The organism is Streptomyces sp. UC4497, assembly GCF_054871485.1.
On sequence record NZ_JBTYHB010000021.1, the window covers coordinates 131,478 to 146,282 of the forward strand.

The window sequence follows — 14,805 nt, forward strand, 5'->3', positions numbered from 1 at the left end:
CACTTATGGATTGATCGATCTGAAATAGCTTGACCAGTCCGTCGAGCGGTGGCAAGTATTTCGGTATGAACGATCCAGAATGCAGGAAGGGCGGCACAGGCGGCCGCTCCTCGCTGAGCCGCGCCATGGTGCTTCTGCTGGCGGTGACGTGCGGCGCGGCCGTTGCCAACATCTACTACGCGCAGCCTCTGCTGCCCGTCGTCTCCAAGGCGCTGGGCGTCTCCGAGGGGGCCGGGGGACTGATCGTCACCGCCTCACAGATCGGCTACGCGCTCTCGCTGGCACTCCTGGTGCCCCTGGGGGACGTACTGGAGCGGCGCCGGCTGGTGAGCGGGCTGCTCGCTCTGAGTGCCGTCGCTCTCCTGGGCGCGGCGGCCTCCCCCTCGCTGGGCGCGCTGTACGCCTCGGTGGCCCTGGTGGGAGCGACCTCGGCCGTGGCGCAGATCGTAGTGCCGATGGCCGCTTCGTTGGCGGCCGACCATGAACGCGGCGCGGTGGTGGGCACCGTCATGAGCGGGCTACTCATCGGCATCATGCTCGCGCGGACGGTCGCCGGGGTGCTGGCCGAATTCGGGAACTGGCGGCTGGTGTTCGTCTTCGCGGCGGGCGTCATGGTGGTGCTGGCGATCACCTTGCGTCTGGTGCTGCCTCTCGTACCGCCGGCCGCGCGGACGCCCTATCCACGGCTGCTGGGCTCGGTGGTGACGCTGGTGCGCACCGAGTCGCTGCTGCGCCGGCGCATGGCGCTGGCCGCCGTCGGCATGGGCGGATTCACGGTCCTGTGGACCGCCTCGTCGTTCCTGCTGGCCGGGCCCGCCTACGGGTACGGACCGGCGATCATCGGTCTGTTCGGTCTTGTCGGGGTCGTCGGGGCCGCCGCCGCGTCGGTGACCGGCCGACTGGCGGACCGCGGTCACGGCCGCCGGGTGACGACCGGCGGGCTGATCGTGCTGACGGGCAGCTGGGGTGTGCTCGTCTTCGCCGGGCGGGGAGGCCCGCTCGGTCTGGGCGCGCTGATGGTCGGCATCGTGGCGCTCAACCTGGCACAGCAGGCACTGCTGATCAGTCACCAGAGCGCCCTGTACCGCCGAGTCCCGCACGCACGCAGCCGGGTCACCACAGCGCTCATGGTCTCCGCCTTCGCCGGCAGCACCGTCACCTCCGCGCTGACGGCCGCGCTCTATCCGCTCGTGGGCTGGACCGGAATCTCCGCGCTGGGAGCGGTGATCGCGCTGCTCGGCCTCGCGATCTGGTCCCTGGAACTGCTCCGCCCGAGCCCCGCGGAACCGCTCGCCGCACCGGAGGCCGACGAAGACGCCCACGCGGTGCGTACCTCCGGCGGCCGCGCGGACCGCGCCCACGTACACACCGAGGAGACCACTCATGCCTGAGATCCGCCGAGTGGCGATCCTGGACGACCATCAGCACGCGGCACACCGGTACGCCGCCTGGGACTCCCTGCCTGAAGGCGCCCGACTCACCTTTTTCCACGAGCACTTGGGCGGGCCCGAGGAGGTGATCGCCGCGCTGGAACCGTTCGACGTGGTCGTCGCCATGCGCGAGCGCACCCCGTTCCCCGCCGAGGTGCTCGACAGACTGCCAAATCTGCGCCTTCTGGTGACCACCGGTCCGGCCAACGCGGCCATCGACACGGCCGCGGCCGCCCGGCGCGGCATCGTGGTGTCCGGCACCCGCGCCGCGGGACTGACCTCGACGGCCGAACTGACTTGGGGGCTCCTGCACGCCCTGACCCGTTCGCTCCCCGCCGAGGAGCGCCACCTGCGTGACGGCGGTTGGCAGCGGACCGTGGGGCGTGACCTGCACGGCGCTCGCCTGGGCGTCATCGGCCTTGGCGGCGTGGGCAGTCGCGTGGCCCGGGTCGGGCTCGCCTTCGGCATGGACGTCGTCGCCTGGAGCGCCCACCTCGACCCCGGGCACGCGACAGCGCTGGGCGTCACGCCCGTCAGCAAACGGGAACTGCTGACCACGTCGGACGTGGTGACGCTGCACGTCCGGCTCTCCCCACGCACCGTCGGCCTCATCGGCGCCGAGGAACTCGCTCTGATGCGGCCGGACGCGCTGCTCATCAACACTTCACGCGCGCCCGTCGTCGACGAGGAGGCCCTGCTGACCGCGCTGCATGCCGGAACGTTGGGCGGAGCCGCCCTGGACGTCCATTCCACCGAGCCGCTGCCCGCCGATTCCCCCTGGCACAACGCTCCGCGCACCGTGCTCACCCCACACCTGGGCTACGTGACCGACGGCGCCTACGAAATCTTCTACCGCGACGCACTCGACGACATCCTCGCCCACGCCGCCGGCGAACCGGTCCGCGTCCTCACGCCGTGACCGGACCACACCCCGCCACTTCCCCGCACCAACAAGGAAAGCGTCCCACCATGAGCTCCAGCGAGCAGCCCACCACCACCGCGCAGCACGATCCCGCCGACAGTTCGGGGGGCCGCCTGCCATGCCTGTGGACGCGCACCCTGGGCGACCTCACCCTCACCTACGTCCCCGACGCGGGCGTCCACATGATCCCGACCCGCGTCTACCCCGCCTCGGTCGACGAGGACTGGACGGACCACGGGCCTCACATGACGGACGCGGGCCACCTGGCCATGGGATGCGGCGCGCTGCTCGTCGAGCGTCGCGGAAAGCGCCTGCTCCTGGACGCCGGCCACGGTCGCATCTCGGGCGAGGACCCCGAACACTTCCAGCACGGCTTCGACCACGTGCAGAGCCTCCCTCAACACCTGCGGCGCCTGGGCGTCGACCCCGCCTCGCTGGAGACGGTCGCCTTCACCCACCTGCACGACGACCACACGGGGTGGGCCCGGCCGGACGCCGTCGACGATCCGCGCAGCCTGTTCCCCAACGCGCGCTGGATCGTCGGGGAAGGCGAGCTTCGAGGCCTGGACCCCGCGTCCGGCCCACGGCTCGCCGGACAGAGCGAACGGACCACCGCCGTCGCCGACGGAACGGAGATCGCGGAGGGAGTACGTGCCTGGGCGCTGCCCGGGCACACCACCGGGCACACGGCCTGGATCCTCGACACCGGTGACGGCCGCCGGATCGTGGCCTTCGGCGACGCCATGCATTCCCCCGTCCAGGTCCGGCACCCCGACTGGGAAGTCGTCCTCGACCACGACCGGGCACAGGCCGAGCAGTCGCGTCGCCGGCTCGTGCGATTCATGGCCCAGGACGGCGTCCTCGGCTTCGGTGTGCACTTCGCCGACCAGCAACTCGGCACCGTGGACGGCACGGGCGGCTGGCGCCCGTGGGAGGACGAGGGCAGCCGGTAGGAACCCGCCGCACGTTCGCGTAGGGCCCGCCGGTCCGCGGTGTTTCCGCCGCGCACCGGCGGGCCTTACGCGAAGTGAGCAGTCACCCAGCGCCGGTTCGCTGCCGTCTTGCCTCTCGGCTCACGCGTCGCGGCGTCGCAGCACCGCTCCCGCGGCGAGCACCAGTACCCCGGTATATCCGGCGACCAGCAACAGCGAGGGCCACGGGCCGAGGCTGCCGACCGCCTCCGCCGTGGCGTCCGAGGTCTGGGTGAGCTTCTCCAGGGCCGCCGTCGGCGAGATCCCCGCGACCCAGCGCTGCGCGTCGCCGAACAGCGGACCGAACAGGGACGGCAGGAGCAGCAGGCCGCTGACGGTGGTCACGGCACCGGCGGAGTGGCGTACGAGCGTGCCGACCGCGAGGCCGAGCAGTCCGGCCACCGCGAAGGATCCCGCGACACCGAACAGGGCGGGCAACGGTCGGCCCTGCGCGTACGTCCCGTCGTCGAGCATGGCATCGCCGGCCAAGTAGGCGAGGGAGCACGAGGCCAGCGACAGGACGTACAGCACTCCGGCGATCAGGGTTCCCTTGGCCGCGAGGACGGTCGCGCGGCGCGGGTTGGCGGCGAACGTGGTGCGGATGGTGCCGCTGCTGTACTCGCCGGTGACCAGGAGCGCACCGACCACGGCGGCCAGCATCTGCCCGACGACCGCCAGGGTGAGGCTGCCGCCGAGGACGGTGTCGTCGCGCTGCAGGCTGCCGGTCGCCGCCACGAACACCGCGCCCACGACCGGCAGGAGGGTGGTCGCGGCGGTCGTCCACACCGTGGAGCGAACGCTGCGGAACTTGATCCACTCGTGGGCGAGGGCCTGTACGTATCCGGCGCGGGCGCCGGTGAGTGGCGGGGCCGGGTTGGTGGCATGAGTGGTCATCGCAGGGTCTCCTCGGGCTCACGTACGGAAGCGGTGCGGTACTCGGCCGCGTCCTGGGACAGGGCGGTGTAGACCTCCTCCAACGAGGAGTGAGCGGCGGTCAGTTGGTGCACGGCGAGGCCGTGGTCGCGGGCGAGGTCGCCGATCGTGGCGGCGTCGGGCCCCTCGACCCGCCAGTCGCCCCGTGGGTCCAGACGTACGCGGGCGCCCTTGGCTTCCAGCAGGGCGCGCAGCTTCTCCGGCTCCGGGGAGCGCACCAGGGTGTGCGCGCGGGAGTTGGTCTCGATGAAGTCGCGCATGGTGGTGTCCGCGAGGAGGCGGCCCCTGCCGATCACGATCAGGTGGTCGGCGGTCAGCTCCATCTCGCTCATCAGGTGCGAGGAGAGGAAGACCGTACGGCCTTGTGCGGCAAGCGACTTCATCAGGTCGCGGATCCACCGGATGCCCTCGGTGTCCAGGCCGTTGACCGGCTCGTCCAGGATCAGCACCTCGGGATCGCCGATCAGCGCGGCGGCGATGCCCAGGCGCTGGCCCATGCCGAGCGAGAAGCCCTTGGTGCGGCGCCCGGCGGTCGCCTGCGGCAGGCCGACCAGGTCCAGGACCTCGTCGACGCGGCGGCGCGGGATGTTGTTGCCGGCCGCGAGTCCGGCGAGGTGCTGGTAGGCGGAGCGGCCGCCGTGCACGCCCTTGGCGTCGAGGAGCGAGCCGACGGTGCGCAGCGGCGCGGCGAGATCCTCGTACCTTTTGCCGCCCACGGTGACCTGTCCGGCGGTCGGGGCGTCGAGTCCCAGGACGACCCGCATGGTGGTCGACTTCCCGGCGCCGTTGGGGCCGAGGAAGCCGGTCACCCGTCCGGGGCGGACGGTGAAGGAGAGTCGGTCCACGGCGGTCTTGTCGCCGTATCGCTTGGTGAGTTCCGTTGCCTCGATCATGTCGTCGACGCTAGGGACGGCGGAGCGATCCGACGTCCTGCGCCGGGAGTCGGCCGCTACTCCCGCGGGAGTAGCGAAAGCGCGGGGTCAGCGCTCCCCGGCGCGGACCAGACCGGTCTCGTACGCGATCACGACCAGCTGCGCCCGGTCCCGCGCGCCCAGCTTCGTCATGGCCCGGCTGACGTGGGTCTTCGCGGTGAGCGGGCTCATGATCAGTTCCTTGCCGATCTCCTCGTTGCTGAGTCCCGCCGCGACCAGCGCCAACACCTCGCGCTCGCGGTCGGTGAGCGGGGCCAAGCGCTGCGCGCCTGCCGTCTCCGGTGCCTTGAGGCGGGCGAACTCTTCGACCACGGAGCGGGTGACCGCGGGAGCGAGGAGGCTCTGTCCGGCGGCGACCGTCCTGATCGCCGAGCGCAGGTCGTCCGGCTCGATGTCCTTGAGCAGAAAGCCGGCGGCTCCGTGGCGCAGGGCCTCGAAGACGTACGAGTCGACGCGGTACGTCGTCAGCATGAGCACGCGGACGCCGTCCAGGGTGCGGTCGGCGGCGATGCGCCGGGTGGCCTCGATTCCGTCGACGCCGGGCATCCGGATGTCCATCAGCACGACGTCCGGGCGGGTGGTGCGCACGGCCTCGACCGCCCTGAGCCCATCCGCCACCTCGGCCACCACAACCAGGTCGTCGGTGAGATCCAGCAGGGCGCGAAAGCCCGCGCGGACGACCGTCTGGTCGTCGGCCAGCACCACGCGGACGGTCATCGCGCATCTCCTTCGGTGGTGAGCGGATCCGGGCCGCCCTCGGAGGCGGGCGGGTGCCCACCGGCGGAGGCCGTCGGCAGCCAGGCGGCGACCCGGAAACCCCCACCGGGAAGCGGACCGTATGCGATGGTGCCGCCCACCGCGACAGCCCGCTCGCGCATCCCGACCAGCCCGAATCCGCCTGCGCCACCTGCGGCCACGGAGGCGGGAGCAGGGGCGGTGGCGGTGGCGGTGGCGGTGGCGCCATCGTCCACGACCTCGACATGCAGCACGCCGCTTCGGGCCCGCACCGACACCGCCGCGTGCCGGGCCCCCGCGTGCTTGACGACATTGGTCAGCGCCTCCTGCACGATGCGGTACGTCGCCAGCTCCACCATCTGCGGCACGCCGGTGATGGCCTCCTCCTGCGCCAGCGTCACGGCGACGCCGCTTCCGCCGAACCGCTCTACCAGCGCCGGGAGTTGACCGAGCCCGGGCGCCGGCTCCGCCGCCTCGCCATCCGGCTCGCGGAGCACGGTGACCGTGGCCTTCAGTTCCCGGACCGCCTCCTTACCGGACTCGCGTACCTGCCGCATCGCCCGCCGCGACACCTCCGGCTTCGCGTCGAGCGCGTCGAGCGCCACCCCGGCCTGCACCGTCATCGCGGTCACCGTGTGGGCGACGATGTCGTGCAGCTCGCGGGCGATCCGCACCCGCTCCTCGCGCACCCGCCGCGCCGCCTCCCGCTCCCGGTCCTCCTCCGCGCGGGCGGCCCTGGCCGCGTATTCCTGCGTCAGCTGCCGTCTCGTACGGACCACCTCACCGAGCAGCAGCGGCACCACAGGCCAGATCATCTCCAGCAGCGGCAACCCCTGCGGATTGGCCACGTCGAGCCCGACCCGCAGCGCCACCGCCCCCGAGACGAGCGCCGCGACCACACCGGTCCACCACGTGCGGCGCCGACGGCCCGTGACCGCCACGGTGTACAGCGCGACGATGACCGGGAGATTCAGGAGTTCACCGATGTGCCCGTACAGGGCCCAGCCCGCGCAGGCAGCTCCGGTGATCGCCGCGACCGGCAGCGGCAGGCTCCTGCGCCACAGCAGCGCGCCGAGCGAGACCACGAGGAGCAGCCGGCTGAACCAGTCGGCCTGCGTGTACCCGGGGTCATTGACCGCGAGATCCGATCCGGTGAGCAGGCCGACCGCCGCCACCACGAGAAGGTCCGTCGCGCGTGGCGGCAGCGCCCGAAGAGGCAGGCGGTCGGGGGTCGTCACGTCCTTCACAGTATGGGCTCTGGGGCCGGGCCGCATACGCCTCAGGGAGTAGTGGGCGGGTCGAGAGCAGTCGGTTCGTTGGCAGTCGCACCCGGCAGCAGGACCCTCACACCCGTCGGAACACCAGCAGTTCGGTGCGTCCGCCGCTGAGCGGTACGAAGTGGCTGCCCAGCAGGGACAGGCCACGCTCGGCCAGCCGGTCGAGCAGCCACGAGCGCGAGATCATGCCGTAGAGAGTCGTACTGTTCGAGACCCAGGTCGCCGTCGTCTCGTCGTCGAGGCAGTCCTCGTTCACCACGTCGAACGCGACGATCCCTCCCCGGCGTACGACCCTGGCCATCTCGTAGAGATAGCCGATGCTGGTGGCCAACGGGAGGTAGACGAACACCTTGTGGGCGTGCACGAGGTCCACCGAGTCGGTGGGGGTGGCATTCAGGGTGCGCCCGTCGGCGGGTTGCACCAGCACGTTCGGCAGCGTCTTCAGGCGGGTCAGCCAGTCCCCCGCGGTCTCGTAGATCTCGTAGGTGTTCGGGTGCATCGCGTCGATCACCCGGGCCGCATACCGGCCCGACCCCGGGCCGATCTCACACACCCGCTCCACCTTCTCGCCGAGATCCGCCAGCCGCAACAAGGCGTCCACGGTCTCGCCGGTCGCACCCGGTGCGGCGCTGTACCGGTCGATGTAGTCCTCCAGGGTCAGCCCCGCGCGCCGGGCCGCCGTCAACGTCCTTCGGGCGGAAACGAAGGACTGGATCGCCGGGTCATCACTGTGCCCACGAACCAGTTGCACACCAAGAGGACTCAGGGCACGGTTCACCCCGACACGAGCGGCACTCAACACAGACATAGCTACCTCCATCGCGGACTTCGCCCTATTTGCGGGCCCGCGCAAGGAAAGCTGAGACCTGATCCTGACCGCTACACGGAGCCGGAGTTTCACGCCAACTCCGTCTCGGGGCCTGCCCCTTACTGCCCTCTCAAGCACCACCTGCGCCACATGCGCCACCTGTCAACGGCACCAGGAGCCCTCCGCACCCGAGTGGGGCCCCATGCGTTCACACCTGCCGCGCCGTGAATCACCCCGAGATCGTCGCGTAGTGGTCGGCAGCGGGAGGACGCCCGGTTGCGCGATGGTTCACGACAGGGGGCTCCCGGGCCAACTACGAACGTATACACGGGAGTTGCGCGTCATGAGACGGCGAGGGACGTCTCCCCCATGCCGCCCGCGCAGGGTTGATCGCGCACAACAGCCCTGCCTCATACGGCTTGTTGGAGCGACGCGTCGAACGTCGTGGCGAGCGTGCGGGCCTTGTCGTGGGCGGTCGTCATGGACGCCTCGTGCAGGGGAACGAGCGGGGCCATGGCCGGAGTCACGGGGGCCATGGTCAGCTCGGGTATCACGGTGGTGACGTCCAGGCCGAGGAGGTGGTCGTGGCCCAGGACGGCCTCCAGGGTGGGCACCACGTAGTCGAGGCCCTCGTTGGGAGTGCCGGGGCCGTAGCCGCCGCCCCGCGCGGAGATCAGCAGGGCCGGACGGCCCGCGACCGGGGAGGGGCCGTCGAAGATCAGAGTGCGGTCCGTGACGACGATCTGGTCCAGCCACGCCTTGAACACCGACGGCATCGAGAGGTTGTACATCGGCACCGTGAACAGGTACGCGCCGGCGCCCACGAACTCCTCGATCAACTCGTCCTGGAGCGCGGCCGCCTTCGCCTGCTCGGGAGTGTGCCGGGCCGGGTCGGCGACGCGGGCCGTGATGCCCGCGCCACTCAGGTGCGGCACCGGCGAGGCGGCGAGGTCGCGGTGGACGACCGGCCCCTGCCACTGGTCACGGAAGGACTGAGCGACCTGACGGGAGACGGACGCCTCGCCGAGCGAGGAAGAGTCGATGTGCAGCAGGTACGACATGGCGGTTGTGCCTTTCACAGCGATGGGGTGGGAATGAGGTGGCGGGTGGCCTCGGCCCAGATCTCTCCTTTCATGGCCTGACCTCCAATTCCTCTCATTTGTTCGTAGCGCCATGATGCGCCAGTATGGAAGCCGGTACAAAAGGCACATTGGTGTGCGCGACGGAGGGGAATGGGCGCCATGCAGGACAGCACTGATAGGGAGATGGCGGCTGCGATCGGGCCGTGCGCGAGCATCCCCGCCGACCACATGCCGTTCGTCCGGCAGGTCCTGGACCGGGTCGGCGACAAGTGGAGCATGCTGATCATCGCCGTCCTGGAGCACGGCCCATTGCGCTACACCGACCTGCAGCGCCAGATCCCCGGCATCTCCCAGCGCATGCTCACCCACACCCTGCGCCAGCTCCAGGACGACGGCCTGATCACGCGCACCGCCTACGCCGAGGTGCCGCCGCGCGTGGAGTACGCCCTCACCCCGCTCGGCCGCGGCCTGCACGAGGTCGTCACGCAGCTGATCGGCTGGGTCGCCGACCACCACGACGAGATCCACGCCAACCGCACCCGGACCGGTACCGCCTCCTCCTCCCGGTCCTGAACCGCGGCGCCTGCGGGACGCCCTCAACACGCTCATCACGCTCGGCTACGTGAGCGCCAGCCGAGTTGTTTCACGAGTGAAACCGGTGTGCGGGTGGTAGGCGGACCTCCATCCCCCGTCGCGGCGGGCACGTTCCGCCGCGACGCCGGCGCAATCGCTGGACGGGCAGGGGCCCGTCCAGGAAGGAAGTGAGGCGCATGCTGGAGGAAGACCGGTCGATCGTTCATGATGTGTCGCTCGCGGCGGCCGTGGGGCGCCGGGCCCTGCCGATGAGATTGTGCACGGCCTTCGCCGAATCGCTGGGCGCGCAGCACGTGACCATGTCGCTGCTCCCGTGCCTTGAGCAGTGGCAGTTGCTGTACGCCAGTGACGAAGGCGCTTTGCAGGCCGAGGCCGCTCAGTTCGCCCACGCGGAAGGGCCCTCGGTCGACGCCGCGTTGGGGGCTCGGACCACCTTCGTCCCCGATGTCCATGACACCGACAACGGCCGCCGTACGCGTCCGCGGCGCTGGTCCGACGAACTCCCCACGCTCCGGCACGTTCTGGCGCTGCCGCTGCACCGAAAGTCCGGGCCGCTCGGTGTGATCTGCCTGTACTACACCCACTCCGCCCCGCCGAGCCCGGCACAGATCGCCGAGGCGGAACGGGCCACCCCGCTCGCCCGCGAGGAACTCCTGCGCTGGAGGCCCCTGCACGCCGACGCCGCCGGCCCCGAGCCGGTGTGGGCCACCGACACCCGCGCGGCGCGCTGGGAACGCGTCCACCGGGCCGCCGGTTACGTAGCCGCGCGCGAGGACTGCCCGGTCGGCGAGGCACTGACCTGGCTGCGGGTCACCAGCCTGCGCCGGCACCAGTCGCTGCTCGACACCTGCGACCACGTCCTGCAGCCCGCCGGGGCGCGGGCGGACGTTCCCCGGCAGGCCACCCTCGTGTCCTGAGCCCTCATCCCCCACACGCACAAGGAGGGTCCAAGAGTGCGCACGCAGCAGATGCACACGGACAGCAGCGCTCACGAACGCGTGGCGCTGAGCAAGCGACCGGAAGCCGCGGCCGAAGCCCGGCTGGCGGCACGCGACTTCATGAACCGACTGCACCCGGCTGTCGACGAGCAGGACGCCGCCAGTGTCGAGCTCGTCGTCTCCGAACTCGTCACCAACACCGTCCGCCACGCGCGCGGCAGCCGCTGCTCCCTGCGCCTGCAGGCCCGCGCGGACAGCATCGTGGTCACGGTGAGCGACGCCGATCGGCGACCGCCCCACGAACGATCCCCCGACATGGCGAACGGCACCGGTGGCTTCGGTTGGCCGATGGTCCGCCACCTGTCCCGGTCGGTCGCGGTGACCGCGGGCCCCGGCGGCAAGACGATCCACGCGACCTTGCCCCGAAACGGCGTCCGCGGAAGCGAGTAGCCGCACAGCCGTGGAGGCCCTGGGGAGCGGAGTGACCCCGCTCCCCAGGGCCTCCACGGATCTCGATCCTCCCGAGGGGCCCGTAGGCCGCGGCCTACGCGCTGAGCTTCACCCGAAGCCGGTCCAGGACGCGGGCGAGGCGGCGGGAGACCTGCATCTGCGAGACGCCCAGTTCGCGTCCGATCTCGGCCTGCGTCAGTTCGTCGACGAAGCGCAGCGCGAGGAGCCTGCGGTCCTCGGGCGTGAGGGCGGCGATCAGCGGCTTGAGCGCCTGAAGGTTCTCGGCCTTGGCCAACTCCGGGTCGTGGCACCCGATATGGGCGGCCAGCGTGTCGTCGGGCTCGTCGGCGTCCACCGATCGGTCCAGTGAGGCAGCGGTGCAGCCATTGGTCGCCTTCAGCCCTTCGGCGACCTCGCACTCGTCAAGCCCGAGGTGGACGGCGAGTTCGGCGACGGTGGGGGCGTGCCCGTTGACCTGCTCCAGGAGGGTGTTCGCCCGGTCGAGGTGGTGACTGAGCTCCTTCAGGCGCCGGGGGACATGGACGGCCCATGTCGTGTCGCGGAAGAAGCGCTTGATCTCACCCATGACGGTGGGCAGGGCGAAGCTCGTGAATTCCACGCCGCGCTGCAGCTCGAACCGGTCGATGGCCTTGATCAGGCCGATCGTGCCGACCTGCACCACGTCCTCGTAGGAATCGCCCTGAGCCCGCAGACGGCGAGCGGCGTAGTGCACGAGGTTGAGGTTGAGCTCGATGAGGGTGTTGCGTGCGTAGGCGTACTCGTGGGTGCCCTCCTCGACCTCGTCGAGCCGGGCGAACAGCGACTTGGACAGATGACGGATGTCCGCCGGCGCGAGCGTGCCGGTGCCGATCCCCACGCCGTCGTCGGCACCGGTGTCGGAGAGTGACGGAAGGCCCGGGGCGTCGGCCGAAGGGGCGGCGCTCCCGAGGCCGGTCATATGTCGCTCGGGTACATCGGACCGCTGTGCCGGATGGCTGGTGGCCTGGGGCATCATCGTCGCTCCCTCAATCCGAAGGCACTCCCCCGTCGGGAGTGCGGCGTGCACGCCTCATACCCGCAATCCTCCGGAGCACACCAGCGATTTGACGCTCCGTAACATGCGCGAAGCCCTCGGCGGCATCCCCCGTTTCCGCCTACGGGAACCGACCACCACAGCCTGCACACGCCCAACTGGGCGCTGGATTGCAGATGTTGGGGAACTCCGACGCGTACGAGGGAACTCCCGGGGCAACCGGAAAGAGACTCCATACGATGGGGCTGCGCCGACCGCATCTCACGCATCGTGACCAATCGACCGAGGGGGCCGCGATGTCCACGCAGACCAGCCGCCTGTCCGTCACCGATCTGACGCACTGTGAGCACTGCGCGGTGCTGCGGGTGCGCGGCGAACTCGACCAGGACTGCGAGCAGTTCTTCCTGCGCACCATCGGCTCCCGGGTGCTGGCCGGTCACCGGCACCTGGTGCTGGACGTCACGGCGCTCACCTTCTGCGACTCACGCGGCCTCAACTGCCTGCTCGCCGCCCGCTGGCTGCTGCAGCGCCAGGAGGGGATGCTCCTGCTGGCCGGCTCCGGGCGCCGCCTGACCGAACTGCTCGCCCAGACGGGCAGCAGCGAACTGCTGCCCTCCCACCCCACCGTGAGCCAGGCCCTCACGGCCCTGCCCCCGGAACATCGCCCCGCCTGGCCGCCCCCGCCCCGCGACCGCCCGTCCGCGGACAGCTGCCGACCGGACGGGAGCCAGGCGCCGATAGGGTGACGTGACGCCACGGTCGGCCCGGTCGTCGCGCAGTGGACTGGATGTGCAGAGGTGTAGCGAGCGCATGAATCGATCTGGACGTCTGGGAAAGATCCAAGGACTCGGAAAGCGACCGAAGGCGTACTTGTCCGCCTTCTCCGCCGCCTCCGCCTTCTCCGCGAAGCGGCCCCTGCGCGGAAGCTCAGCGGTCCGCCTGCTGCACACGGTCGCGGAACACGACGCCGTATGGCTGGGTGCCGCCGCCGCGCTCGGTCTGTCGGGCGGCAGGAGCGGCCGCAGGGCCGCGCTGCGCGGTATCGGATCCGTGGCCATCGTCGCGGCACTGGACCGGGCTCTGACCAAACCCGCCGCCCGCCCCCGCACGAATGCCCTCACCAGGCACTTCCCCCACCCCGGCACCACGCCCCTGCGCTCCAGCCCGCTGGCGCCGGCCGCGGCGTTCGCCTCCGCGGTCGCCGTGGAGTCGCCCCGTCACGGCCTCGCCGTGCTGCCCTTCGCCGCGGGGCTCGCCTACATACGCGACCGGGAGAGCCTTCACCACCGCGGCCGGCTGGCGGCCGGCGTCATCGCAGGCGCAGGCGCCGCGCTGCTGACCTGCCGCTGGTGGCCGGTGAAGCCGGACACCGCCGCGGCCGCGGCTCCCCCGCGCAAACCGGCACCGGCCCTCAAGGACGGCAAGGGGCTGCACCTGGTGGTCAACCCGTCCTCCGGCATCTCCTGGTCCCAGGACACCGCGACACTGCTGCGCACGCTCCTTCCCGAAGCCGCGATCACCGTGTTCGAACCGGGCGACGACCTCATGGACGTGCTCCACGCGGCAGCGCTGCGCGCCGTCGCGGACGGCGGTGCGCTGGGCGTCTGCGGCGGCGACGGCACCGTCAACGCGGCCAGCGCGACGGCCGCCCGCCACCACGTACCGCTCGCGGTCTTCCCCGGCGGCACCTTCAACCACTTCGCAGGCGACCTCGGCAACCAGACCCTCGAGGATGTCGCCCGCGCGATCCAGGCGGGCGAGGCGGTCACCGCCGACGCGGGCCGGGCAACACCGCCCGAGGGCCCCCACCCGGGCCCGGAAGACGGTGCGCCACAGGACCCGTCCGACGGGGCGCCCGACCTCCCTCACACCAACAGCGAGCAGCAGCTGTTCCTCAACACCTTCAGCATCGGCGTGTACTCCGAACTCGTCCACGCCCGGGAACGCCTGGAGAAGCGCATCGGCAAATGGCCCGCGCTGGCCGTGGGCCTGGCCAAGGTCCTGGCCACCGGCACCCCGCTCTCCGTGGCCATCAACGGCCGCCCCCGCGACATCTGGCTGCTCTTCGCGGGCAACGGCATCTACCACCCGGCGGGCTTCGCCCCGACCTACCGCACCCAGCTCGACGACGGACTGCTCGACATCCGCGCCGTGGAGGCCGGAACCCCGCTGGCCCGCACCCGCCTCCTGCTCGCCGTCCTGACCGGAACCCTGCACAACTCCCGGGTCCTGACGACCGCCCAGGTACGCCGCCTGGACCTGCAAGTCCTGCACGGCGACCCCCACTTCGCGTACGACGGAGAGGTCACGGACGCGACCTACCGGCACCTCGTCCTCGACAAGATCACCAACGCGATCACCCTGTACCGCCCTGCCGACCAGAGCCAGTGGCTCCGCTGACACCACGCACCCGCTCGCTGACCGCGATCGACTTCCTCCCGGACCGACTCACGAAAATCTATCCCGGCCGGAGTAGACATTGGGTGGCAGTGCGGTTATGGTTTCTCTCGTAGCCGAGATCGAGAAAGCCCGGCAGAGATGAACTGCCGGGAAGCAGTACCCGCAAGTTGCAGTACGCAGGACGGTGCGGTGGTGGAGTTTCGAAGCCAGAGTTTTTGCAGGACGGCGACGGGACTGACGACCGGACCGGGTGGCCCGCAGTGATCAGGGGCCGCCACGAGCAGTACGCATCACCGCCAC

General features: G+C 71.0%; 15 protein-coding genes. 8 read left to right on the top strand and 7 right to left on the bottom strand.

The features are described 5' to 3' along the window. Nucleotides 1-65 precede the first annotated feature (65 nt). Genes ACYSUO_RS26815 through ACYSUO_RS26825 form a run of 3 tightly spaced genes read left to right on the top strand, consistent with a single transcriptional unit; the run spans nucleotide 66 to nucleotide 3,305 of the window. A complete protein-coding gene (locus ACYSUO_RS26815; RefSeq protein WP_461778801.1) occupies nucleotides 66-1,391 on the top strand; it encodes an MFS transporter in 1,326 nt (441 codons plus the stop codon). Next, a complete protein-coding gene (locus ACYSUO_RS26820; RefSeq protein WP_461778802.1) occupies nucleotides 1,384-2,349 on the top strand; it encodes a D-2-hydroxyacid dehydrogenase family protein in 966 nt (321 codons plus the stop codon). Before ACYSUO_RS26815 ends, ACYSUO_RS26820 begins: the two co-directional genes overlap by 8 nt. 50 nt (nucleotides 2,350-2,399) lie before the next feature. After that, on the top strand, nucleotides 2,400-3,305 hold the full coding sequence (locus ACYSUO_RS26825) for an MBL fold metallo-hydrolase (protein ID WP_461778803.1): 906 nt from the start codon (nucleotides 2,400-2,402) through the stop codon (nucleotides 3,303-3,305). A gap of 120 nt (nucleotides 3,306-3,425) precedes the next feature. Here the strand turns inward: ACYSUO_RS26825 and ACYSUO_RS26830 are convergent, their stop codons facing one another. The 6 genes from ACYSUO_RS26830 to ACYSUO_RS26855 form a co-directional block, all read right to left on the bottom strand. Continuing rightward, entirely contained in the window at nucleotides 3,426-4,217 is a 792-nt protein-coding gene (locus ACYSUO_RS26830) for an ABC transporter permease subunit (protein WP_461778804.1), read from the bottom strand. Further along, nucleotides 4,214-5,149 carry an ATP-binding cassette domain-containing protein gene (locus ACYSUO_RS26835; RefSeq protein WP_461778805.1) on the bottom strand — a complete coding sequence of 312 codons (936 nt, stop codon included), beginning with the start codon at nucleotides 5,147-5,149 and terminating at the stop codon, nucleotides 4,214-4,216. Before ACYSUO_RS26835 ends, ACYSUO_RS26830 begins: the two co-directional genes overlap by 4 nt. Before the next feature lie 87 nt (nucleotides 5,150-5,236). Beyond that, nucleotides 5,237-5,905 carry a response regulator gene (locus ACYSUO_RS26840; protein ID WP_461778806.1) on the bottom strand — a complete coding sequence of 223 codons (669 nt, stop codon included), beginning with the start codon at nucleotides 5,903-5,905 and terminating at the stop codon, nucleotides 5,237-5,239. Further along, on the bottom strand, nucleotides 5,902-7,161 hold the full coding sequence (locus tag ACYSUO_RS26845; RefSeq protein WP_461778807.1) for a sensor histidine kinase: 1,260 nt from the start codon (nucleotides 7,159-7,161) through the stop codon (nucleotides 5,902-5,904). The genes ACYSUO_RS26840 and ACYSUO_RS26845 overlap by 4 nt, the downstream gene beginning before the upstream one ends. A 106-nt stretch (nucleotides 7,162-7,267) precedes the next feature. Then, nucleotides 7,268-7,885 (bottom strand): methyltransferase domain-containing protein, encoded by a 618-nt coding sequence (locus ACYSUO_RS26850; RefSeq protein WP_461778808.1) that lies wholly within the window; start codon nucleotides 7,883-7,885, stop codon nucleotides 7,268-7,270. Nucleotides 7,886-8,418: 533 nt separating this feature from the next. Continuing rightward, nucleotides 8,419-9,069: an FMN-dependent NADH-azoreductase gene (locus ACYSUO_RS26855; RefSeq protein ID WP_461778821.1), complete on the bottom strand. Its 651-nt coding sequence runs from the start codon at nucleotides 9,067-9,069 to the stop codon at nucleotides 8,419-8,421. Nucleotides 9,070-9,240: 171 nt separating this feature from the next. Between ACYSUO_RS26855 and ACYSUO_RS26860 the strand changes: the two genes are divergently transcribed. The 3 genes from ACYSUO_RS26860 to ACYSUO_RS26870 all read left to right on the top strand — a co-directional run bounded on the left by ACYSUO_RS26860 (nucleotide 9,241) and on the right by ACYSUO_RS26870 (nucleotide 11,072). After that, nucleotides 9,241-9,663 carry a winged helix-turn-helix transcriptional regulator gene (locus ACYSUO_RS26860; RefSeq protein ID WP_461778809.1) on the top strand — a complete coding sequence of 141 codons (423 nt, stop codon included), beginning with the start codon at nucleotides 9,241-9,243 and terminating at the stop codon, nucleotides 9,661-9,663. Between the two features lie 197 nt (nucleotides 9,664-9,860). Continuing rightward, on the top strand, nucleotides 9,861-10,601 hold the full coding sequence (locus ACYSUO_RS26865; protein WP_461778810.1) for a GAF domain-containing protein: 741 nt from the start codon (nucleotides 9,861-9,863) through the stop codon (nucleotides 10,599-10,601). 36 nt (nucleotides 10,602-10,637) lie between these two features. Continuing rightward, nucleotides 10,638-11,072, top strand: a complete 435-nt coding sequence (locus ACYSUO_RS26870) for an ATP-binding protein (RefSeq protein ID WP_461778811.1) — start codon at nucleotides 10,638-10,640, stop codon at nucleotides 11,070-11,072. 94 nt (nucleotides 11,073-11,166) lie between these two features. Here the strand turns inward: ACYSUO_RS26870 and ACYSUO_RS26875 are convergent, their stop codons facing one another. Continuing rightward, complete coding sequence (locus tag ACYSUO_RS26875; RefSeq protein WP_461778812.1) at nucleotides 11,167-12,087, bottom strand: SigB/SigF/SigG family RNA polymerase sigma factor; 921 nt, start codon at nucleotides 12,085-12,087, stop codon at nucleotides 11,167-11,169. Nucleotides 12,088-12,401: 314 nt separating this feature from the next. Between ACYSUO_RS26875 and ACYSUO_RS26880 the strand changes: the two genes are divergently transcribed. Then, the gene (locus ACYSUO_RS26880; protein ID WP_461778813.1) at nucleotides 12,402-12,851 is read left to right on the top strand and encodes an STAS domain-containing protein; all 450 of its coding nucleotides are present in this window, start codon (nucleotides 12,402-12,404) and stop codon (nucleotides 12,849-12,851) included. 64 nt (nucleotides 12,852-12,915) lie between these two features. Continuing rightward, entirely contained in the window at nucleotides 12,916-14,505 is a 1,590-nt protein-coding gene (locus tag ACYSUO_RS26885; RefSeq protein ID WP_461778814.1) for a diacylglycerol/lipid kinase family protein, read from the top strand. Nucleotides 14,506-14,805 lie beyond the last annotated feature (300 nt).

Bases quoted from the DNA above. Each gene is read 5' to 3' on its own strand.
- ACYSUO_RS26830 (WP_461778804.1), bottom strand. From the start codon at position 4,217: ATGACCACTCATGCCACCAACCCGGCCCCGCCACTCACCGGCGCCCGC.
- ACYSUO_RS26815 (WP_461778801.1), top strand. From the start codon at position 66: ATGAACGATCCAGAATGCAGGAAGGGCGGCACAGGCGGCCGCTCCTCG.
- ACYSUO_RS26880 (WP_461778813.1), top strand. From the start codon at position 12,402: ATGTCCACGCAGACCAGCCGCCTGTCCGTCACCGATCTGACGCACTGT.
- ACYSUO_RS26865 (WP_461778810.1), top strand. From the start codon at position 9,861: ATGCTGGAGGAAGACCGGTCGATCGTTCATGATGTGTCGCTCGCGGCG.
- ACYSUO_RS26885 (WP_461778814.1), top strand. From the start codon at position 12,916: ATGAATCGATCTGGACGTCTGGGAAAGATCCAAGGACTCGGAAAGCGA.
- ACYSUO_RS26825 (WP_461778803.1), top strand. From the start codon at position 2,400: ATGAGCTCCAGCGAGCAGCCCACCACCACCGCGCAGCACGATCCCGCC.
- ACYSUO_RS26840 (WP_461778806.1), bottom strand. From the start codon at position 5,905: ATGACCGTCCGCGTGGTGCTGGCCGACGACCAGACGGTCGTCCGCGCG.
- ACYSUO_RS26855 (WP_461778821.1), bottom strand. From the start codon at position 9,069: ATGTCGTACCTGCTGCACATCGACTCTTCCTCGCTCGGCGAGGCGTCC.
- ACYSUO_RS26860 (WP_461778809.1), top strand. From the start codon at position 9,241: ATGGGCGCCATGCAGGACAGCACTGATAGGGAGATGGCGGCTGCGATC.
- ACYSUO_RS26835 (WP_461778805.1), bottom strand. From the start codon at position 5,149: ATGATCGAGGCAACGGAACTCACCAAGCGATACGGCGACAAGACCGCC.
- ACYSUO_RS26875 (WP_461778812.1), bottom strand. From the start codon at position 12,087: ATGATGCCCCAGGCCACCAGCCATCCGGCACAGCGGTCCGATGTACCC.
- ACYSUO_RS26820 (WP_461778802.1), top strand. From the start codon at position 1,384: ATGCCTGAGATCCGCCGAGTGGCGATCCTGGACGACCATCAGCACGCG.